Source organism: Micromonospora sp. WMMD754 (genome assembly GCF_049315235.1).
Taxonomy (GTDB): Bacteria; Actinomycetota; Actinomycetes; order Mycobacteriales; family Micromonosporaceae; genus Micromonospora; species Micromonospora sediminicola.
Window position 1 is genome coordinate 3,925,628 of record NZ_CP186058.1, and the last position, 17,895, is coordinate 3,943,522.

Genomic DNA, 17,895 nt, shown 5'->3' on the forward strand with positions numbered 1-17,895 from the left:
CGCAGCCCGCGACGACGTGCCCCGGCGGCGGCGCGGCTGGACCGCCCCGGCGCGCGATGTCGGCGATGCTGTGGGCGTGGAGTACGTGTCCCGAGTGCCGCGACCGCCGCTGGACGAGCTGATCGACGACCTCTACTACCTGGAGGGTGCGCCGCCGTACGCCCGGCTGGCGCTGCCGCCGATGCCGGCGGCGTTGCTCATCGTCAACCTCGGTGCGCCGTTCCGCATCCGCGCCGGCGCCGACCTCGGCACGGCCGAGTACGCCGACGGCTGTGTGGTCACCACGCCCACCCGGGCGCTGGAGTTCAGCTATCCGCCGCGGACCCGGTCCGTCGGCGCGCACGTCAAGCCGTGGGGATTGGCGCCGTTCCTGCCGATGCCCGCCGTCGAGCTGTGCGACCGGCCGGTGACGATCGAGCAGGTCTGGGGTCGGCCCGCCGTCGCGGAGCTGCGAGACCGGCTGGCCACGGCGGCCGGGCCGCAGCAGATGCTGACGCTGCTCGAGGAGGAGCTGACGCGACGGCTGGGCGAGACCGCCGGGCTGGCGCTGGTGCGCCGGACGAGCGGCGTCATCGCCGCGGCCGGCGGAGCGGTCGCCATCGGCGACCTGAGCGTGGCAGCCGGTGTCAGCAGCACCCATCTGGCGCAGCGGTTCAAGCACCTCGTCGGCGTCACGCCGAAGCGGCTTGCCCGCGCCCACCGTTTCGCCACCGCCGTGTTCTCGATCGACCCCGCCGAACCGGTCGACTGGGGCGACCTCGCCGGTCGCGCCGGCTACTTCGACCAGGCCCACTTCGGCCACGAGTTCCGGGCGTTCACCGGGCTCACGCCGACCCGGTACGTCGAGGTCCGGCGGCGGTTCCTGCGCGAACATCCCGGTCACGTGCTGGACGGCTGGCCGCTGCCGGCCGATTGATTTCCTACAAGAGCGGCAGCCCACGACACGTTAGGTTGAGGCGTCCCCGAGCAGAGGAGACCCCGTGGGCACAGTCGTCATGTACAGCTCGGTGTCGGTCGACGGCTTCGTCGCGGACGAGAACGACCAGCCCGGGCCGCTGTTCGAGTGGCTGACCAGTGGTGACGTCCCGTTGGACGCCGGCGGCGGGCTGACGGTGTCGCAGACGTCCTACGACTACACCCGGCCGTACTGGGACCGGATCGGGGTGACGGTCGTCGGCCGGCACGTCTTCGACCTGACGGACGGCTGGGACGGAAAGCCTCCGGGTGGGATCGACCACGTGGTCGTCGTGACGCACCGGCCGGCGCCCGACGGCTGGGACCCCGACGCGCCGTTCCACTTCGTCGACGGCGTGGAGGCGGCCGTGGCCACGGCGCAGGAGTTGGCGGGAGAGCGCACCGTCGAGGTCGCCGCCGGTGACGTCGGTGGCCAGGTGCTCGCCGCGGGCCTGGTCGACGAGGTACGCATGGACGTCGTACCCGTCGTGTTCGGGTCCGGCAAACGCTTCTTCGGGTCGGTCGACGCGCAGCACCTGTTGGACGGGCCGGACGAGGTGGTGCAGGGCAGCCGGGTGCTCCACCTGCGCTACCGGGTCCGCCGCTGACGACCCGAGCGGGTGGATCCTGATGGCAGCCACAGCAGGCGTGCGCGTACCGTGACGGCGTGTCCGAACCGGGTCTCACCAGCGACGTCAGTGGGGACTTCGAGGTCCACCTCACCGCCTACGAGGGAGACGCCGGCAGGCTGGCGGACTTCGCCGAGCACCACGGGCTGAAGTACACGCATGTCCTGCTGGACCGGGGCCGCGTCGCGTCCCAGCCGATGCTCACTCTCGTGGGATCGGGTTCTCTGCACCAGCAGCGTGATGCCGCCGAACGGTGGAGGACACGGCTGCGGGCAGCCGGTCTGTACACCGCGCGGACGAAGATCGAGGCCGCCCCGTGGTCCGCCGGCGTGCCGGTCACCGACGAGCAGGCGCTCGCGCAGCCCGCTGAGCGGTACTTCGAACACCACGTCAAGCTTCTGCTTCCCGCAGGCGTTCCTACGCTGGTGGCAGTGACCGCGGTGGCCGAGCAGCACGGTGCGCGGCTGTCCCGCAACGCCCGCCGCGCACGCGACGACGGACGTCAGGAGCGGTTCGTCACCCAGCGGTGCCACCGGATCGGGCGGGACCGCGCCCGGGCCCGGTTGGACGCTCTCGTCGCGGCCCTGCGGGGATCCGGCTGGGAGGTGCTCGCCGTCGAGCAGGAGTACGTCGTGTTCGACGACCGGACCGAACTCGACGCCGGCTGGCTGACGCACTCCCGACCAGGCGCATCGCAGCTGGCCAGGGAAGAGAGGATGCGCTCGGCGCCCGCCGGCACCCCTGGCTATCCCGACACCTACCAGCCGTTGCCGGCCCGGCCCGGCGTACGGCAACGGGCCGCGTTCGACCCCGCCCTGAAGCAGTACGGCAACGCCTACCGCGCCGGCGAACCGGTCTTCACCGATCCCGAAGCGGGCCGACGGTGGTACGCCGCCCGACGTACCGCGATGCGACACATGCTCAACGTCATCGCTGACACGCCCTGGGCGGCCCACCTGGTCCTGCGGGGCAGCGTCACGATGTCCGCATGGTTCGGATCCGCCGCCCGGGAGCCGGGCGACGTCGACTTCGTGGTGACCCCACCCTCGATGAGCGCCCAGAGCGACGAAGCCGAGGCCCTGCTCGCCGGCATCCTTGCCGCCCTGCGTGACCGGCCGGGCGCCGGCCTCGACCCGGACCACGTGCAGACGAGCGACATCTGGACCTACGAACGCGCCGACGGACGACGCCTGGTCCTCCCGTGCGTCACCGACGACGGCCTGACCGCATCGGTGCAGGCCGACTTCGTCTTCAACGAACACCTTCCCCTGCGACCCACCACGATCCGGCTCGACGGCGTCGACCGCCCGCTGAGGGCGGCGAGTGCCGAGATGTCGTTGGCGTGGAAACTCATGTGGCTCGCCACCGACATGTACCCCCAGGGAAAGGATCTCTACGACGCCGTGCTGCTAGCCGAGCACACCGCAGTGGACCTTGGGCTCGTACGCGACCTGCTGCGGCCGGAACTCGGGGCCGAAGCCGACGACTTCACGGCCGATTCCGTGCTCGCCTGGGACGTCGACTGGGACAATTTCGTCGACGAGTATCCCGATGTCACCAGCGACGCCGAGGCATGGAGACGCCGCCTGGCCATCGCCCTGGACCGAGGGTCGCGCGCCTCACGAGGTTGATGAGCATCGCTCCGGAATATCCTTTGCCTTCCGCGGACGTCGGCCTTACCGTAAAACGGCAAGGTCAACCGGCTCGAACCGAGGAGTTCCCCGTGCGGCAGTACGCCTCCACCGAAACCATGCGGCTCATGCCGCGCGGCGGTGTCGTGCTGCGTGCGATCGGGCGAGCCCACGATCTGTGCGCGAGCGAGCAGAACTGGAAGCCGGGGTGGCGGCGCGAATAGCGCCAGCGGAAGCTGACAAGCCGCCCACCCCGACCGGGACAGGGCGGCTTTTTCGTTACCCGGACAACCGCACAGGGGCGTAGCTCAACTGGTAGAGCACCGGTCTCCAAAACCGAAGGCCGCAGGTTCGAATCCTGTCGCCCCTGCTTTCGTCCCGGCCGCGGCCGGAGGCGTCGTTGATTCTCAACTCCACAGTGGATGGCATGGAAAGACCCCGGCCGGCGCCCGCACGGGCCGGCCGGGGGGCAGTACCTCCGGGACGAGGGAGACGGTAACCCGCCCGCTTTGGGAGCGGGAGAAACAGCGTTCGACTCGCTGGTCCCGGACCATGGGGTTGTAGCTCAGATGGTAGAGCGCCGCCTCGGCAGGGCGGAGGTCAGGGGTTCGATTCCCCTCTTCTCCACGATCGGAAGCCCTCCCGGCAACCGCGGAGGGTTTTACACGGGCCGTTGGAGCAATTGGCAGCTCATCCGGTTCTCAGCCGGACGGTTACGGGTTCGAGTCCCGTACGGCCTACGCAGGACATGCCACGCGATCGTGGTGAACTCGGCGGACACGTCGATCTTCCAAACCGAAAAAGCGGGTTCGATGCCCGCCGGCCGCTCGCAGAAAGCAGCGCCGAAACCGGCCGGCGGGACCGCGACCCGCCGGCCACCCTTCCCGGGTCGTCTAGTCGGCAAGACGCCGCACTCTGGATGCGGAGAGCTGGGTTCGAATCCTGGCCCGGGAGCGCCACGCCCTCGTAGCCCAACGGTAGAGGCCCGACGTTGAGGACGTCGCCAGTGCGCGTTCGACTCGCGCCGAGGGCACCACGCCGACGTAGCTCAGATGGCCAGAGCGCTCCGCTCATGACGGAGAGGCCCCCGGTTCGAGGCCGGGCGTCGGCACGCAGTACATGCCCGGGTAGCCCAACGGCAGGAGGCACCCCGTTCAGGGCGGGGACAGTGCGCGTTCGAATCGCGCTCCGGGTACGCATGGGGTCGTAGCTCAGGTGGTAGCAGCGCTTCGTTCGCACCGAAGAGGCCGGCGGTTCGACTCCGCCCGACTCCACCAGGTCCCGTTGGCTCAGTGGGAGAGCATCCGCCTGTCGAGCGGAGGGTCGCCGGTTCGATCCCGGCACGGGGCGCGCACGCAGAGGTGGCCGAGCCGCCAGGTCGTCGTAGCTCAGCTGGTCAGAGCGCTTCCCTGATGAGGAAGGGGCGGTTCGGGCCCGCCCGACGACACCATGCCCCCGTGGCTCAGCGGACAGAGCACTGGATTACGAATCCAGGGGTCGCGCGTTCGAATCGCGCCGGGGGCACGCATCGAGACGAGGCGCGGTCGGCGGCGTTCGGCTCCCTCCCTCACCGCACGCCTCCGTAGCTCAGAGGAAGAGCAGCCGGCTCTTAACCGGCGGGTCGGGATGTCGGAATTCCCCGGAGGCACGACGTCGTGGTCCACGCCGCCCGGCCGTCGGTCGTGGGCCGGACATCCCGCCTCGCCCCGGTAGCTCAGCGGGAGAGCGTCGGCTCGACAAGCCGAAGGCCGCTGGTTCGACACCAGCTCGGGGCACACGGACGCGCGTTCGGTCATGGGTAGGCCCCCAGCCTTTCACGCTGGTGAAGCGGGTTCGAGTCCCGCACGCGCGACCATTCCGGCGTCGCCCAAACGGTAGGGCAGCGGATTGTTGATCCGTACAGGTACTGGTTCGAGTCCAGTCGCCGGAGCGATGGAGGGGGCTCGTCGGTTCGAATCCCACCCCTTCCGCGTACGCCCGCGTAGCTCAACGGAAGAGCACCTGGTTCACATCCAGGGGGTCGGAGGTTCGACACCTTCCGCGGGCACCGGCCTGCGGCCGAGGGAGCGCGCCACCGACGGTGAGGTGGGCCGGCCTGTAAAGCCGGTGCGTTCGCGCTGAGTGAGTTCGAATCTCTCCGCTCCCACGCCTTCGCGGGTGCTTCCACCCGGCCATCCACTGTTGGCGCACCGACCCGCCACCTCCGCGACGAGCGGTCGAAGCGCCGTATCCGACGCCGAGGGCTAGTCCGGCGGTGACGGCGGCTCGGGTGGTCGTCCGCGGGCGCGGTGCGCGTCGGACAGGGCGATCCCGGTCAGCACGACGGCGGCGGCGGCCGCGACCACGACCGGCGGCACGAGGAGCATCGCCGGTGCCAGGACGGCCAGCGCGAGCACGCCGATCGGTCGGGACCGGGACACCCGGCCGAACACCGCGTGTTCGAAGCGGGCGCGCCCGGCCAGGTACAGCGCGGGTCCGCCGAGGAGGACGGCGATCCAGGCCGGTGGAGTGTGTTCCAGCGGATGCGCGATGACGAGTTCACCGCCGACGGCGGTGACGACCACGCCGGCCACCATGGTCAGGTGGGTGTAGGACGCCGACCGGGCGAGGCGGACCGGGTCGGCGGACGCGACGATCGCCTCCGCCAGGACCTCACCGGCGCGGTAGATGTAGATCCGCCACAGCAGCACGGTGGTCGCGATCGACACGGCGAACGCGGCAGCCCCGGCGGGTGCGAAGCCGCTGCCGTTCAGCGCCAGTCCGGTGACCAGGATCAGCTCGCCGAGAGCGATGATGAAGAACTGCCGGTAGCGCTCGGACAGGTGCTCGCCGGAGATGACGAGGTCACGGCCGGGGATGCGCCCCGCGCCGGGGGTGGGGAAGCCGATTCTGCCGGCCGTGTGGTCGAGGAGCACCGCGAGTGCCCAGAGCGCGCCCCGCGCCGTACCGTGCACCAGCGCCCCCGCGATCCACGGCAGCGCCGACAGGCCGTACCAGAACAGCCCGCGCATGGCGTTGCGTTGCAGCTCGTGGCCGCGCAGCACGGCGGTGAGGACGATCCCGCGGCTGAGCTGGACGGCGACGTAGGCGCCCGCGAAGATCAGGCCGGTGTCGCCGAACGCCTCGGGGACCGCGGCCGCCATGACCAGGCTGCCGACCATGGTCGCGATGACCAGCGCCTGGATGACCGGTCGTTGCGGGTCGGTCCGGTCGGTCAGCCACGCGGTGCTCGACCAGACCCACCACATGGCGCCCAGCAGCACCAGTGCCCGGAAGGCGCCGCTCCACCCGAGATCCTCGGCCAGGCTGCGGGAGAGCAGGGCGAGCGCGAGCACGAACACCAGGTCGAAGAAGAGTTCCAGGAATGTGGCCCGCTGCGGACCCCCGGGTCTACGCAGCAGCTCGGCCGCCCTGCCTGTCGTCATCGGCTCGCCCGTTCTGCAGCTCTGCTCCAGGTTTGGGGGCATTCTGACATGCGGCAGCGGCTGCTGAGGGCCTCCCGCCGGGTCGGGTGCGACAGGGCGGTGGCTTCCGTGACGTGCCGGGCGGCGTCAGCCGATGCCGTCGACCGCCGCCCGGAGCGCGTTGATCGACGGATCCCAGGTGAAGTTCAGGACGGGGAGGCCGGAGGCGGCGGCGTTGCTGTCGCCACCGAGGACCACTGCCCGTGGCTTGGCGGTGCCCTGGGGGACGACGAGGTACCAGTTGCCTCGCACATTCGCGATGAACACGTCATCTACCTCCTGGTCGGGGGAACTCGGGTTGGGGGCGTCGCCGACGTGGTTCTCGAAATCCACCGTCGCGCCGAAGTTCGTCGGGCTGCCGGTGTTCAGCCAGAGACTGGTGTGCACGTGCGGTCCGACCCCGGAGTCGCTGCCGTTGGCCGAGGCGCCGGAGTAGGCGATGGTCTGGCCTCGCGACACGCGTTGGCCGGGGGAGACGGCGATCGTCGACAGGTGCAGGTGCCGGGTGTAGTTCCCGTCGTCGTGGGCCATCCCCACGACGCGCCCGGTCGCGGTGGAGGTGTCGGCCTTCACCAGGCGGATCGTGCCGTTCGCCGCGGCCCGGACGGGAGTGCCGGTGCCGACCGCGTAGTCGGTGCCCGGCTCACCCGACGGCGGCGTCCGGTTCCGGTGGTCCTGCCACGAGCTCGATATCCGCACATTGCCGCAGGGTCGCAGGTAGCTTCCGGCGGCCCGAGCGGAGTCGGGCAGCAGGACGAAGGCGGCCGACACCCCGGACGCCGCCAACGCGGCGCCGGTGAGGAAGCCCCGCCGCGACAGTCCGCGCAGGTAGGCGATGCCGCCGAGGTCCTCGGGGCGCAGATCGTCGTGACCGGCCTCCGGGGGAGGGCCGTGCGGTTGACTACCGATGACCATCAATGGAAGGTAAGGCTCCTCCCGATGAGGGGCAAGGGCTTCTCCCGGATCTCCACCTGCCGCTGGGCGCGTTGGTGCGCGTCGACGATCGCATCGGCGGCTACCCCTTCGACGAGTCCAGTGGCGCGGAGTCGTTGTCGTGGCGCGGTGCGCTCGACCGGTGGTTGGCGGACGTGGCCGTGGCCGTGCACGGCGAGGTGCCGATCCACCGGGCGCTCATCGGCTTCGAGGTCGACGAGGACCACGACGTCACCGCCGGCCGGCGGTACGCCGCGGTCGTCACGCCGGGCGTGGACGGCGTGGAGTACCGCCCGGCCGACGCCTGACGCGGGGCGGGTCCCGACGGTTACCGTGCCGGAATGGCCATGTCCCCGTATCTCGCCCGGCTGCGCGCCGTGATCGGCCATGAGCTGATCCAGATGCCGTCGGTGTCGGTCGTCGTCGTCGACGACGACGCACGGATCCTGCTGGTGCGCCATGCCGGGCACCACGACGGGTGGGCGGTGCCCGGCGGCGCGGTCGACGTCGGCGAATCGCCCGTCGAGGCGGCCGTGCGGGAGATCCGTGAGGAGATCGGCGTGCGGATCGGCGAGCCTCGGCTGCTCGACGTGCTCGGCGGCGCCGACTACGAGGTGACCTATCCCAACGGCGACCGGGTCGCCTACGTCACCGCCGTCTACCGGGCGGGCGTCGCGCAGGGTGCACCGGTCCCCGATCACGACGAGATCAGCGAGCTGCGGTGGTTCGCCCCGGACGAGTTGCCCGGCGTGGAGCTCAGCCGGTTCACCAAGGCGCTGCTGAGGGCGACCGGCCACCTCGCCGGGTGACGGCCGCCCACGTCAGGGGCGCGGCGAGGCGAGCAGCAGGCGGGCACCGCGGCGGACCGCCGCCCAGTCGGTCGTCGGGGGGCGGTCGAGGTTCCGGGAGAGCCAGTGCCGCCGGTCCTCGTGCTCGCGTCGTAACTGGACGGGGTCGAGGTCGACGCCCGGTAGCCCACCGCGGCGTTCCAGCTCCTCGACCCGCTGTCCCATGGCGTCCATCAGCTCGCGGTCGAGGGTGTGCACGGCCTCGAGGTACGCGATGGTCGGGACGCGGAGCCGGACCGCGGGCCCGGCGCTGAAGCCGATCTCACCGTCGTCCTCGTGCCGCCAGTCCACGGTGACCTCGTCGCGGTCGTCCCGGAGGGTGCGCCAGAACCGGAGCCGCGGTGGGTTGCGCAGGTATCCGAGGTCCAGGTGGTGCTCGCCGTGCCAGATCGCCGCCGTGACGGCGGGGTGGTCGGGTCGGTCCGGGTCGCCGCCGATGGTCCGGTGGTCCTCCGGCTCGAACTCGAACGGGTCGCGGGTCCACTGCCCGCGACGGGACTCGATGAAGGACACCAGATCCGCGGGCACCGGCTCCCGTACCTCGGGGGTGAGGGCGATGACGTCCTCCCAGAGCCGGGCCAGGTAGTGGTCGACGTAGGGGAGTGGTCCCGGGTGCCGGGTGCGGCGCAGCAGCTCCCGCCCGCCGGCTTCGAGCCAGTACCAGCCCTCGGTGAGCCCGAACCAGTGGAGTGTCGGCCGGTCGCCGCCCCACGGCGACACCTCGTCCAGGGGGCACAGCGCGAACCGGAACGTGATCACCGAGGCAGTATGCACCGGCCGGCGTCGCGTCAGCCGCGACCGCGTACCAGGGGCAGGAACACCTCGTCGACGATGTCGACGAGCACCTCGTCGGGGACCGAGGGGATGCCCCGCATCGCGTACTCGGCGCGGAGCAGCATCATCGGCGTGGTCGCCACCCGGGGGCGGACGGCCGCCGCCGGCGCTTCGCCCCGGGTCACGGCCCGTTCGAGCATGGCGATCCAGGCCAGGTCCATGGCGTCGGCGCCGGACCGGGCGCGCATGAGGGTGAGCAGTTCCGGGTCGTCGGCCGCGGCGGCGAGCAGGCCGCGCAGGATGGCTCCGTGCGGCGACGACCACGTCTCGTTGGCCCGCCGCAACATCTCCAGCGCGTCGCCGCGCAGCGTGCCGGTGTCCGGGTTCGGCAGGGCGGCGTCGGACAGGTGGCGGTACGCCGCGATGCCCAGCGCCGCCCGGTGCGGCCACCGGCGGTAGATGGCGTTCTTGTTGGTTGCGGCGCGGGCGGCGACCCGGTCCATCGTCATGCCCGCGTATCCGGACTCGCGCATCACCTCCGCGGCGGCCCGCAGGATCGCCTGTTCCAGTTCCTCACCCCGACGCCGCGTGCTCATGTCTTGCAGGGTACTCGCCGTACCTTGTAGGGTACGCGGCGTACCTTGGAGAGGGGTTGGCTGATGCGCGTCTTCGGCATGAACTACGACACCGGCTTCGTGAGCGCCGGGTCCACCACCCACGAGCCGTTCGACCCCGAGACCGTACGGAGCGACCTGCGGGTCATCCGCGACGAGCTGCACTGCGACGCGGTACGGATCACCGGCGGCGTCCAGGACCGGCTGGAGCTGACCGCGCGGCTGGCGGCCGAGGCGGGGCTCGAGGTGTGGTACTGCCCGTTCACCAACGGGCTCGACCGCGACCAGCTCCTGGAGTTCCTGCTCGACGGCGCCGAGCGCGCCGAGCGGCTGCGGCGTGGCGGCGCCTCGGTCGTGTACCTCACCGGCTCCGAGATCTCCATGTTCACCGACGGCTTCCTCCCCGGCCGTGATCTGGCCGAGCGGATGGCGCTGTTCACCGACCCGATGCGGATGCGGGAGGCGGTCCCGGCCGCCCGGGCCGCGGTACGCCACTTCCTCGCGCGAGTGGTACCCGCGGTCCGCGAGCGCTTCGGTGGCCCCGTCGGCTACGCCTCGATCCCGCTGGAGGACGTCGACTGGGCGCCGTTCGACATCATCGCCAGCGACGCCGGCTACCGCGACGCGACCAACGCCGAGGCATTCCCGCAGAGTCTGGCGGCGGCCGTGGGGCAGGGCAAGCCGTACGCCGCGACGGAGTTCGGCTGCTGCACGTACCGGGGCGCGGCCGACGTCGCGGGCGCGACGGAGCCGGTGACCTACGACGACCACGGCCGAGCGGCGACGCTCACCCGGAAGCTGGAGCGCGACGAGGAGGGCCAGGCCCGCTACGTCGTCGACCTGCTGCGCGACTACGAGGCCGGCGGGGTGGAGGCGGCGTTCGTGTACACGTTCGCGAACCGGCACCTGCCGACGACCGGCGACCCCGAGCACGACTACGACCTGGCCGCGCGGGGGATCGTGCGGGTGTTGCCGGACGGCTCGTGGACCCCCAAGGCCGCGTTCCACGCCCTCGCCGAGTACGGACGCTCCCGTCGGGCGGCATGAGCGCGAGGGCGCCCACCGGCCGCGGCGGTCGGTGAGCTGAACGAGGGGAGACTGCGGCAGGTGCTCGACCGGGCCTCCCGGGTCGCGGCGGTCACCTGCACGCGGGCCGGCGCCGACCCACCCCACCGTGCCGAGCTGACCGCCCTCGTCTGACGGTGCGAGCGTGCGGAGGCGGTACGAGAATTCCCCAACCCGCACGCACATCGTGGTCGTCCAGGCGCTGTGACGTATCGCCCACGCTCCGGGTCGGTACATCCGGCCGCCGGTGCCTACAGTCGGGCCATGAGCACCGACAGGGACGTGCGGGACTGGCTGCGCCGGCGCGGCGCCGACCGGATCGCGCATCCCGGGGGCACCCTCTACGCCCATCTGTGCCGGGTCGGCGAGCGGCTCGCCGTGCTCGGTTGCGGCAGTGAGGTCCGGGCCGCGGGCCTCACCCACGCCGCCTACGGCACCGACGGGTTCGACCTCGCCCTGCTCGATCGGGCCGACCGCGCGGTGCTGCGGGACCTGGTCGGCCCGGGCGCCGAGGAACTCGTCCACCTGTACGGCGCCTGTGACCGCGGCCGCAGCTGGCGGACGTTGGCCGAGACGGGCCAGGTGGTCGACCGCTTCACCGGGCAGGTGCGGACGCCGGATCCGGATCGGCTCCGGGCGCTCGTGGACCTGAGCATCGTCAACGAACTGGACGTGATCGAGCAGGATCCGGGGATCGCCGAGCGGCACGGCGTCTACTTCCGCGACCTGTTCGCCTCCTGGGCTCCGCTGGCCTCGGCGCGGGTCATCGACGACGCGCGGCGGGTGCTGGGGTCGTGACGGCCGAACCCCATCCGGCGGCACCCGGCGTCGGTCGCGTACGGGTGCGTGCTGTCTACCCGGGCAGCTTCGATCCGGTCACCCCCGGGCATCTGGACGTGGTGCGCCGGGCGCGTGACCTCTTCGACGAACTGGTGGTGCTCGTCGCGGTCAACAGCGCCAAGCATCCGGGCCGGAGCGAGGAGGAACGCGCGGCCGCTGTCCGGGCCGCCCTGCCGGCCGGCTGGACCTCGGTCACCGTGGCGGCCTGGAGCGGGTTGACCGCCACCTACTGCCGGAGCCACGAGGTAGGGGTGATCGTTCGCGGCCTGCGCAACACCACCGACCTCCAGGCCGAGTACCGGCTCGCCGCGATGAACCAGTCGCTCGGCGTTCCCACGGTGTTTCTGCCCGCGCTGCCCGAACTCGTCGCGGTCTCGTCGACAGCACTACGCTCGCGGAGCCAGGACACGCGAACGAAGGACGCACATGGCCCGCCCCTACAGTCCCGGACCGAAGCAGTTCGTCTTCGCCGCCGGTGACGGCGCCAGTCAACAGGTCTCGGTGGGTGACGCTCAGGAGGCCTACGAGGCGTTCGCCGCGTTCATCCGGGAACGAGAGTCCGACACCTACACCATCACTGACGAACCGGCGGGGCAGAGTCTGATACTCATGCCCGGGCAGGGGGTGATCTCCCGGATCGAGGATGGGCACCCACCTCGGTCGGAACACCTCCGGGAGGACAGGGGCAACCGCTACCTTTCGGGCGCGATGCTGTTCTTCGAGAACGGGTATGCCGGCCTCGACTACTTCGGCCAGTGGCTCTCCGACCTCTCCGACCTCGACGCGTCACCGGAGGCCCGCGGCGCCGCCCGCGCTGCCATGATCACGACGGAAGCCGCGGCGATGGACGAGCTGTTCCGGATCTGGGCGGATTCGGGCTACGTCGACCCGACCGACCAGTTCTACATCTTCTTCGACTCGCACGGTCTCGACGAAGACCGTGCGGAACGGGCCGAACTGCTCCAGCTGATCGAGTTCCTCGGTCTCGAACGGGTCGACGCCCCGGCCGGGGCCACCGGCGGCGAGGTCTGGGTACGCGCCGAACCACGCCTCGACGCCGAATGCGCCCGGTGGGCGTGAACGATCATGAGAGACATCGTCTTCACGCGCGGCAGCGGCTGGATCCCGAAGGTGATCCACGAGGACGGCCGGCTGAAGCTGATGCTCGCCGCCGGCGCCGACGCCAACCATGAACCTCGCGAGTTCACCGTCCCGATCTCCGAGGCCCATCTTGCGGTGATCCGCGAGGACCTGGCCCGGCACCTGCTGCTGTGGAGCGCGGTCCTTCCGCTGTGCGACGCCGCCGGGACCCGCGGCCGGCTCGACGAGGACGCTGCGGTCGCCCTGTTGGACCCGGTCCTGCTCGCCGCGCCGGCGGACGTCGACGCGCTGTTCCGGCGTATCCCGTGGGACCGGAGTCGGCCGGTGGCCCATGGCGCCGACATCGCTCTGCTGGAGCGCGGTCAGGTCTGCCAGGCGATGCGCGCGGCGACCGAGGGATCGAACGAGAGACGTGCCCAGGAACATCACGCGAACCGCCGTCGCGCCGCGCGCGGCACGGTCCTCGGGCCGCTCGACGCGGCGATCCTGAGATACACGGGCCAGTACCTGCACGGCGCGACGGTGCCACGGCGGATGCCCGATGCCGTCGACCCCGCACTGCTGCCCCAGGTCATGCGTGTGATCGCCTCGGCGGAGCGGGCGTGCGCCGGGATGCGGATCGGCCTCGATCCGAGGCGGGGACACCGGGTGACGGACAAGCGCGACTGGGATCGGATGGCGGCGACGGTCGACGCGGCCGTGCGCCGGGCACATCCCGAACTCGTCGACGACGTGGTGCGTACGGTGAGCTTTCTGATGTGCTCGGAGGCCGCGGACCGCTCCAGGAGCATCCCGGCGGACGACCCCGAGGACCACACCGACGTCGGTGACGGCGCCAAGACGGCCCTGACGTTCACCGACGACAAGGGCGGCGAGCAGAAGTGGCGACGAGACGGCCCGCGCACCGCCTCCGGCGAGTTCTGGGAGTTCGTCGCCGACCGCTCCGCCGGCGACAACGAGGTGTTCACCATCGAGGACGAGGAGATGGGTGAGGGGATCCAGCTGCACTTCTACGCGGACTCCGTCGCCCGGATCACGACCGTGCGATCCGGAGAGGCCGGGTCGGATCCGCAGTACCAGGTCGAGTACAGCCTGGTCGACGGGATCGGCGGATACCGGAACATGGTGAGCGCCTTCGTCCGCGGCGGCTGCGCCGCGCTCGACCGGCACGGGCCCTGGATGTCGGACGTCGCCGAGTTCGAGCGCGTGCGTCGTCGGCGCGACGCCCGTTAGCCCCGGAGACCGGCCGTCGCCACCAGCACACCCCCACCGCCCGCCGGTGGGGCACTAGGCTACGGCCCTGACGCCGCGAGCCATTGGGGGAGAACGACATGTCGCAGGGGCGAGCCGACCAGCCCGTCGAGGAGTTGGCCTCCAAGCTGGACACGACGGTGCCCCACTCGGCGCGGGTGTGGAACTACTGGCTCGGCGGCAAGGACAACTTCGCTCCGGACCGGGCCGTCGGCGACCAGGTCCGGGCGGTCTTCCCCGAGATCGTGGAGGCGGCGCAATACTCGCGGGCGTTCCTGCGCCGCGCGGTGACGTACCTCGCCGGCGAGGCGGGGGTCCGCCAGTTCCTCGACGTCGGCACCGGTCTGCCCACGGCCGACAACACCCACCAGGTCGCTCAGGGAATCACGCCGCAGGCGCGCATCGTGTACGTCGACAACGACCCGATGGTCCTCACCCATGCCCGGGTGTTGCTGACCAGCAGCCAGGAAGGCGCCACGCGGTACGTCGACGCCGACCTGCGCGACCCGGAGAAGATCGTCCAGGGCGCCTCCGAGACGCTGGACTTCGGCGAGCCGATCGCGTTGATGATGCTCGGTGTCATGGGCCACGTGCGCGAACCGGCCGAGGCGCGGGCCATCGTCGGCGCCCTGGTCTCCACCCTGCCGTCCGGCAGCTTCCTGGCGATGTCCGACGGCACGGCCACCAGCGAGCGGGTGATCGAGTCGCACCGGCAGTACAACGAGAGCGGCGCCGTGCCGTACCACCTGCGTGAGGTGGCCGACTTCGCGGCGTTCTTCGACGGCCTCGACCTCGTCGAGCCGGGTGTCGTTCCGCTCGGCCGGTGGCGACCGGAGAGCGAGCCGACCGCCGTCGTGGACGGCTACTGCGGGGTCGCCCGCAAGCCGTGACCGCAGAGGACTGCTTCACGCCGCCGCGGCAGTCCATATCCAGCGTTCGGTGGTAAAGCCGGTCCGCGATGATGTGGTGCCTGGAATGTGGGACACCCACACCCCAGGCACCACGATGATCAGAATCCGCCGCAGTACCGGGAGGCGGCGAAGTACGCGGCTCCCGCCCAGTTGTACGGGTCGACGCGGAACGAGTAGTAGCTCTCGCCCGCCTTCGCGCGGTTGAACACCGCCTTGCCGCCGTTCTTGCCGGTGTAGGTGACCACGTCCGCTTCTGGATACGAGGAGTCGGTGAGGCTCAACCGGTTGTCTGCCGTCTTCCAGGTGTTGAGTCCGACCACGCCGTCGGCGGAGAGGCCATAGCGAGACTGGAACTGCTTCGTGGCCGTCTCGGTGCCCGGCCCGAACTGGCAGTCGATGCCGCTCTTGCTGATGAGTCCCTCGGCGTACAGAATCCACTGCCACAGCGCGGTCGCATTGGTGTAGGCGTAGCTCCCACCGCGCTTGAGAGTGCCTTCGTCCCCGAAGTCGTCGGTGACGGTGCTGGCTCCCGAGATGTAGCCGTAGGAGACGGAGGCATGGGCCGCTGGGGTGTGGATCAAGCCACTGGCCAGGACCGCGGTGACAGCGGCTGCCAGCAGCCGAATACTCCTTGGACGAATGGCGGTAAGAACGCTCACGTAAACATCCCCTCGTGACGTATAGCGTGTGGCGGAGGTTATCGCATCCGCCGAAGGCGTGGGGGGCAGCTTTTTCGCCACAGCATGGATACCACTGATATGCCCTATTGGCACGAGTTGATGTTTATTGTTCATGGCGGGGGTCGGCAAGCGGCGACCAGGGTCCTCCTCTCGTCGGAGGCGAACGCAAGGGGGCGTCACATCGATTCGCCAACCGGCCCGGGCAACGGTCGAGCGGATCACCTCCGGCGGTCAGCTCGCCGAGGCGGGGGCGACCGGCTGCCGGAGAATGGTGCGCTGCCTGTCGGGTGCGACCCTGCGGAAGTCGCTGAGATAGATCTCGTGGTGCTTCCCGGTCATGCGGAGCCGGTTGCCGGGGACGTACTCGTGGTGCAGTCGGTCGAGCACCTCGGCCTCGTCGTCGAAGGACCCGACGTGCAGCGTCTGCACGCACCGCCCCTCGGACAGCGTTTCGAGGCGGACGTCGTCGAGGCGGGCCGGTGGGTTCTTGGCGCCGGCCTGCTCGACGGCGTCGGTGACCATCTGTGGCGCGATCCAGTCGGGGACCATCAGCATCAGCGTCCAGTTCCACTGTGACTTCCGCTGTGCGGTGGTGAACGACGTCATGTCCTCGGCCCACCACAGACCCTCCAGGGGCGGGACGACGTAGTCACGCCCGAGGGCACGCCTGCTGGCGAACTTCAGTTTGTACGCCGTCGGGTAGAGCGCCTCGATCGCCTCGGTGAAGGCGGGTGACGTGTTGGGGTCGCCGTGGCCGTCGATCATGAGGTAGCGCATGTCGGGCACTTCGACCAGCCGGAACCGGCCCTGCGGCGCGCGGTAGGCGTCGAGTGTCTTCTTGAAGTCGATCTTCTCAGCGGTCGGGTTCGTCATCGGGTACCTGGACTCGGTGGGCGAGCCACTGCCTCTCTGCCTGCATCAGGCTCAGGGAGTAGGAGAAGACCTCGCGGGCCGCGCGCGGGAGGGAGCCTTGCGCGTGCTGCGCCGCGCGGACCGCGGCGATCCGGCCGTCGAGCTGCGTCAGCCGGGTGCGCAGCGCCTGCTCGTACTGCTGCGGGGTGAGCAGGGCCAGGTTGGCGACGCCGACCAGCAGGGGCTGCGGGTGCGGGCGTGCCTCGGCGATGACCGCCAGCGTGTTCTGCGCGGCGACCCGGCGGCCCTCGTCGGTGGGGTGGAAGACGCGGCGGGACCTGGCGGCGGCCGGTGCCTCCGGGACGTGGAGCAGGCCGCGCTGTTCCAGCTTGGCGAGCAGGTAGTAGATCGAGGAGAACCCGATGTCGGCCCACTGCCGGATGCCCCGCTGCTCGATGACCCGCTCCAGGTCGTAGCCGTGCTGCGGCCGTTCGACCACCAGGCCCAGGACGGTCAGCTCGGCGGGGGTCAGCTCCACCCCAATACTCTAGCACTGGAATAGTGGCTCGCGTGGCCCTCCTGGGCAGGCGAGGGGCGTCGTCCGGAGTGGACGGGGACGGAGGCGTCGGCCGACGTCGTCAGTCAGTCGGTCGGGCGGCTCACGATGTCCCGCACGGTGAGGAAGTCGGCGGTGTGGTCGGTCTGGGGCCCCGACGAGGTGAAGCTCACCACGCCGACCGTTTCCCGGTCGGCCCAGCCGCACGTGGTCAGGTAACTGCCGTCCTCGGTTCGTCCGCGCCCACAGCGTGCCTCACCTCCGAGTGCGCCGGCATCGACGGCGGTGACCTTGGTGATGCGGTACGGCCTGAGCGCCCTTTCCAGGACGCCGGCCGGATCGCCGATCGTTCCGGACGCTCCGCTGACGAAGACGATGTCCCCATCGGCCGTGCCGTCCTCGTAGGCCTCGCCGATCGCGCTGGTCGCCTGGCCGACCTCGCGCTTGAGCTGCTCCAACTGCTGGATGGCGGCGCCGTACAGACCCCTGCTCGTCGTCTTGGGGAGACCGAGGAGCGTGGTCGGCGCGGACAGCTTCCGGGAGGGCGAGGCGCTCGCCGAGGCCGGTGGAGCGGAAGCCGACGACGCGACGTCCGTACCGGGCGCCGGCGACGTGCAGGCGGCGGCCAGCAGGAGCACGGCGGCGAGCAGGGAGGCGGTCACGCCGGCGGCGCGCGCCGTCCCGGTTCGGTGAGTCGTCACGATGGCGCCCCTCTCGAAAGGTGATCAAGGCGGAGCCTAGACGAGTGAGTCGGTCGACATCGGAGCGGTAGAGGACACGGAGGCCGAGGCT

Annotated in this window: 20 protein-coding genes and 18 tRNA genes; 30 read left to right on the forward strand and 8 right to left on the reverse strand. The window is 70.9% G+C overall.

Features of this window, described 5'->3' with window-relative positions:
- Positions 1–76: 76 nt before the first annotated feature.
- The 22 genes from ACN27B_RS19035 to ACN27B_RS19140 all read left to right on the forward strand — a co-directional run bounded on the left by ACN27B_RS19035 (position 77) and on the right by ACN27B_RS19140 (position 5,360).
- On the forward strand, positions 77–916 hold the full coding sequence (locus ACN27B_RS19035; RefSeq protein ID WP_422741146.1) for a helix-turn-helix domain-containing protein: 840 nt from the start codon (positions 77–79) through the stop codon (positions 914–916).
- 64 nt (positions 917–980) lie between these two features.
- A complete protein-coding gene (locus ACN27B_RS19040) occupies positions 981–1,562 on the forward strand; it encodes a dihydrofolate reductase family protein (RefSeq protein WP_422741147.1) in 582 nt (193 codons plus the stop codon).
- 59 nt (positions 1,563–1,621) lie between these two features.
- Positions 1,622–3,214 (forward strand): nucleotidyl transferase AbiEii/AbiGii toxin family protein, encoded by a 1,593-nt coding sequence (locus tag ACN27B_RS19045; RefSeq protein ID WP_422741149.1) that lies wholly within the window; start codon positions 1,622–1,624, stop codon positions 3,212–3,214.
- A gap of 92 nt (positions 3,215–3,306) precedes the next feature.
- The gene (locus ACN27B_RS19050; RefSeq protein ID WP_422741151.1) at positions 3,307–3,438 is read left to right on the forward strand and encodes a hypothetical protein; all 132 of its coding nucleotides are present in this window, start codon (positions 3,307–3,309) and stop codon (positions 3,436–3,438) included.
- 73 nt (positions 3,439–3,511) lie between these two features.
- A tRNA-Trp gene (locus ACN27B_RS19055) sits at positions 3,512–3,584 on the forward strand.
- Positions 3,585–3,768: 184 nt separating this feature from the next.
- Positions 3,769–3,841 (forward strand) — tRNA-Ala (locus ACN27B_RS19060).
- A 40-nt stretch (positions 3,842–3,881) separates the two neighbouring features.
- Positions 3,882–3,954 (forward strand) — tRNA-Glu (locus ACN27B_RS19065).
- A 15-nt stretch (positions 3,955–3,969) separates the two neighbouring features.
- Positions 3,970–4,042: transfer RNA gene (locus ACN27B_RS19070), tRNA-Gly, on the forward strand.
- Between the two features lie 54 nt (positions 4,043–4,096).
- Positions 4,097–4,168, forward strand: a tRNA-Gln gene (locus tag ACN27B_RS19075).
- 6 nt (positions 4,169–4,174) lie between these two features.
- A tRNA-Leu gene (locus tag ACN27B_RS19080) sits at positions 4,175–4,250 on the forward strand.
- A gap of 1 nt (position 4,251) precedes the next feature.
- Positions 4,252–4,325 (forward strand) — tRNA-Met (locus ACN27B_RS19085).
- 10 nt (positions 4,326–4,335) lie between these two features.
- Positions 4,336–4,409: transfer RNA gene (locus ACN27B_RS19090), tRNA-Leu, on the forward strand.
- Positions 4,410–4,414: 5 nt separating this feature from the next.
- Positions 4,415–4,491 (forward strand) — tRNA-Ala (locus ACN27B_RS19095).
- 1 nt (position 4,492) lies between these two features.
- Positions 4,493–4,564, forward strand: a tRNA-Asp gene (locus ACN27B_RS19100).
- A 27-nt stretch (positions 4,565–4,591) separates the two neighbouring features.
- Positions 4,592–4,664, forward strand: a tRNA-Ile gene (locus tag ACN27B_RS19105).
- Position 4,665: 1 nt separating this feature from the next.
- Positions 4,666–4,738, forward strand: a tRNA-Arg gene (locus tag ACN27B_RS19110).
- A 52-nt stretch (positions 4,739–4,790) separates the two neighbouring features.
- Positions 4,791–4,862 (forward strand) — tRNA-Lys (locus tag ACN27B_RS19115).
- 55 nt (positions 4,863–4,917) lie between these two features.
- Positions 4,918–4,989: transfer RNA gene (locus ACN27B_RS19120), tRNA-Val, on the forward strand.
- A gap of 6 nt (positions 4,990–4,995) precedes the next feature.
- Positions 4,996–5,069: transfer RNA gene (locus tag ACN27B_RS19125), tRNA-Glu, on the forward strand.
- A 1-nt stretch (position 5,070) separates the two neighbouring features.
- Positions 5,071–5,144: transfer RNA gene (locus ACN27B_RS19130), tRNA-Asn, on the forward strand.
- Positions 5,145–5,189: 45 nt separating this feature from the next.
- Positions 5,190–5,261, forward strand: a tRNA-Val gene (locus ACN27B_RS19135).
- A gap of 15 nt (positions 5,262–5,276) precedes the next feature.
- Positions 5,277–5,360: transfer RNA gene (locus tag ACN27B_RS19140), tRNA-Tyr, on the forward strand.
- A gap of 97 nt (positions 5,361–5,457) precedes the next feature.
- Here the strand turns inward: ACN27B_RS19140 and ACN27B_RS19145 are convergent.
- Both ACN27B_RS19145 and ACN27B_RS19150 read right to left on the reverse strand, forming a co-directional pair.
- Positions 5,458–6,639 (reverse strand): low temperature requirement protein A, encoded by a 1,182-nt coding sequence (locus tag ACN27B_RS19145; RefSeq protein WP_422741152.1) that lies wholly within the window; start codon positions 6,637–6,639, stop codon positions 5,458–5,460.
- Positions 6,640–6,765: 126 nt separating this feature from the next.
- On the reverse strand, positions 6,766–7,593 hold the full coding sequence (locus tag ACN27B_RS19150; RefSeq protein ID WP_422741153.1) for a M23 family metallopeptidase: 828 nt from the start codon (positions 7,591–7,593) through the stop codon (positions 6,766–6,768).
- A gap of 74 nt (positions 7,594–7,667) precedes the next feature.
- Here ACN27B_RS19150 and ACN27B_RS19155 point away from each other — a divergent pair, with 74 nt between their 5' ends.
- Together ACN27B_RS19155 and ACN27B_RS19160 are read left to right on the forward strand one after the other, a co-directional pair.
- Positions 7,668–7,919 carry a hypothetical protein gene (locus tag ACN27B_RS19155; RefSeq protein WP_422741154.1) on the forward strand — a complete coding sequence of 84 codons (252 nt, stop codon included), beginning with the start codon at positions 7,668–7,670 and terminating at the stop codon, positions 7,917–7,919.
- 33 nt (positions 7,920–7,952) lie between these two features.
- Positions 7,953–8,420 (forward strand): NUDIX domain-containing protein, encoded by a 468-nt coding sequence (locus tag ACN27B_RS19160; protein WP_422741155.1) that lies wholly within the window; start codon positions 7,953–7,955, stop codon positions 8,418–8,420.
- Positions 8,421–8,432: 12 nt separating this feature from the next.
- Here the strand turns inward: ACN27B_RS19160 and ACN27B_RS19165 are convergent, their stop codons facing one another.
- Both ACN27B_RS19165 and ACN27B_RS19170 read right to left on the reverse strand, forming a co-directional pair.
- A complete protein-coding gene (locus ACN27B_RS19165) occupies positions 8,433–9,218 on the reverse strand; it encodes a DUF5984 family protein (RefSeq protein WP_422741156.1) in 786 nt (261 codons plus the stop codon).
- Between the two features lie 29 nt (positions 9,219–9,247).
- The gene (locus tag ACN27B_RS19170) at positions 9,248–9,829 is read right to left on the reverse strand and encodes a TetR/AcrR family transcriptional regulator (protein WP_099161844.1); all 582 of its coding nucleotides are present in this window, start codon (positions 9,827–9,829) and stop codon (positions 9,248–9,250) included.
- Between the two features lie 63 nt (positions 9,830–9,892).
- On the opposite strand from ACN27B_RS19170, the gene ACN27B_RS19175 reads away from it, so the two are divergent.
- From ACN27B_RS19175 to ACN27B_RS19200, 6 genes are all read left to right on the forward strand, one after another.
- Complete coding sequence (locus tag ACN27B_RS19175; RefSeq protein WP_422741157.1) at positions 9,893–10,894, forward strand: hypothetical protein; 1,002 nt, start codon at positions 9,893–9,895, stop codon at positions 10,892–10,894.
- Between the two features lie 282 nt (positions 10,895–11,176).
- Positions 11,177–11,710: a DUF6817 domain-containing protein gene (locus ACN27B_RS19180; RefSeq protein ID WP_422741158.1), complete on the forward strand. Its 534-nt coding sequence runs from the start codon at positions 11,177–11,179 to the stop codon at positions 11,708–11,710.
- Positions 11,707–12,231, forward strand: a complete 525-nt coding sequence (gene coaD / locus ACN27B_RS19185) for a pantetheine-phosphate adenylyltransferase (protein ID WP_099161841.1) — start codon at positions 11,707–11,709, stop codon at positions 12,229–12,231. The genes ACN27B_RS19180 and coaD overlap by 4 nt, the downstream gene beginning before the upstream one ends.
- Positions 12,179–12,832, forward strand: a complete 654-nt coding sequence (locus ACN27B_RS19190; protein ID WP_422741159.1) for a hypothetical protein — start codon at positions 12,179–12,181, stop codon at positions 12,830–12,832. Before coaD ends, ACN27B_RS19190 begins: the two co-directional genes overlap by 53 nt.
- Positions 12,833–12,838: 6 nt before the next feature.
- Entirely contained in the window at positions 12,839–14,086 is a 1,248-nt protein-coding gene (locus ACN27B_RS19195) for a DUF6357 family protein (protein ID WP_422741160.1), read from the forward strand.
- 98 nt (positions 14,087–14,184) lie between these two features.
- A complete protein-coding gene (locus tag ACN27B_RS19200) occupies positions 14,185–14,994 on the forward strand; it encodes an SAM-dependent methyltransferase (protein WP_099161838.1) in 810 nt (269 codons plus the stop codon).
- A gap of 119 nt (positions 14,995–15,113) precedes the next feature.
- On the opposite strand, the gene ACN27B_RS19205 is transcribed toward ACN27B_RS19200, so the two are convergent.
- From ACN27B_RS19205 to ACN27B_RS19220, 4 genes are all read right to left on the reverse strand, one after another.
- Positions 15,114–15,674 (reverse strand): peptidoglycan-binding domain-containing protein, encoded by a 561-nt coding sequence (locus ACN27B_RS19205; RefSeq protein WP_157779099.1) that lies wholly within the window; start codon positions 15,672–15,674, stop codon positions 15,114–15,116.
- A 252-nt stretch (positions 15,675–15,926) separates the two neighbouring features.
- Positions 15,927–16,568, reverse strand: a complete 642-nt coding sequence (locus ACN27B_RS19210; RefSeq protein ID WP_422741161.1) for a GyrI-like domain-containing protein — start codon at positions 16,566–16,568, stop codon at positions 15,927–15,929.
- Positions 16,549–17,085, reverse strand: a complete 537-nt coding sequence (locus ACN27B_RS19215) for a PadR family transcriptional regulator (protein WP_099161835.1) — start codon at positions 17,083–17,085, stop codon at positions 16,549–16,551. The genes ACN27B_RS19210 and ACN27B_RS19215 overlap by 20 nt, the downstream gene beginning before the upstream one ends.
- A gap of 104 nt (positions 17,086–17,189) precedes the next feature.
- Positions 17,190–17,741 carry a hypothetical protein gene (locus ACN27B_RS19220; protein ID WP_157779098.1) on the reverse strand — a complete coding sequence of 184 codons (552 nt, stop codon included), beginning with the start codon at positions 17,739–17,741 and terminating at the stop codon, positions 17,190–17,192.
- Between the last annotated feature and the right edge of the window lie 154 nt (positions 17,742–17,895).

What these genes read in the sequence shown, in the direction of transcription:
- ACN27B_RS19145 (WP_422741152.1), bottom strand. Translation starts at nt 6,639, where the DNA reads ATGACGACAGGCAGGGCGGCCGAGCTGCTGCGTAGACCCGGGGGTCCG.
- ACN27B_RS19150 (WP_422741153.1), bottom strand. Translation starts at nt 7,593, where the DNA reads ATGGTCATCGGTAGTCAACCGCACGGCCCTCCCCCGGAGGCCGGTCAC.
- ACN27B_RS19160 (WP_422741155.1), top strand. Translation starts at nt 7,953, where the DNA reads ATGGCCATGTCCCCGTATCTCGCCCGGCTGCGCGCCGTGATCGGCCAT.
- ACN27B_RS19170 (WP_099161844.1), bottom strand. Translation starts at nt 9,829, where the DNA reads ATGAGCACGCGGCGTCGGGGTGAGGAACTGGAACAGGCGATCCTGCGG.
- ACN27B_RS19175 (WP_422741157.1), top strand. Translation starts at nt 9,893, where the DNA reads ATGCGCGTCTTCGGCATGAACTACGACACCGGCTTCGTGAGCGCCGGG.
- ACN27B_RS19180 (WP_422741158.1), top strand. Translation starts at nt 11,177, where the DNA reads ATGAGCACCGACAGGGACGTGCGGGACTGGCTGCGCCGGCGCGGCGCC.
- ACN27B_RS19190 (WP_422741159.1), top strand. Translation starts at nt 12,179, where the DNA reads ATGGCCCGCCCCTACAGTCCCGGACCGAAGCAGTTCGTCTTCGCCGCC.
- ACN27B_RS19195 (WP_422741160.1), top strand. Translation starts at nt 12,839, where the DNA reads ATGAGAGACATCGTCTTCACGCGCGGCAGCGGCTGGATCCCGAAGGTG.
- ACN27B_RS19200 (WP_099161838.1), top strand. Translation starts at nt 14,185, where the DNA reads ATGTCGCAGGGGCGAGCCGACCAGCCCGTCGAGGAGTTGGCCTCCAAG.
- ACN27B_RS19210 (WP_422741161.1), bottom strand. Translation starts at nt 16,568, where the DNA reads ATGACGAACCCGACCGCTGAGAAGATCGACTTCAAGAAGACACTCGAC.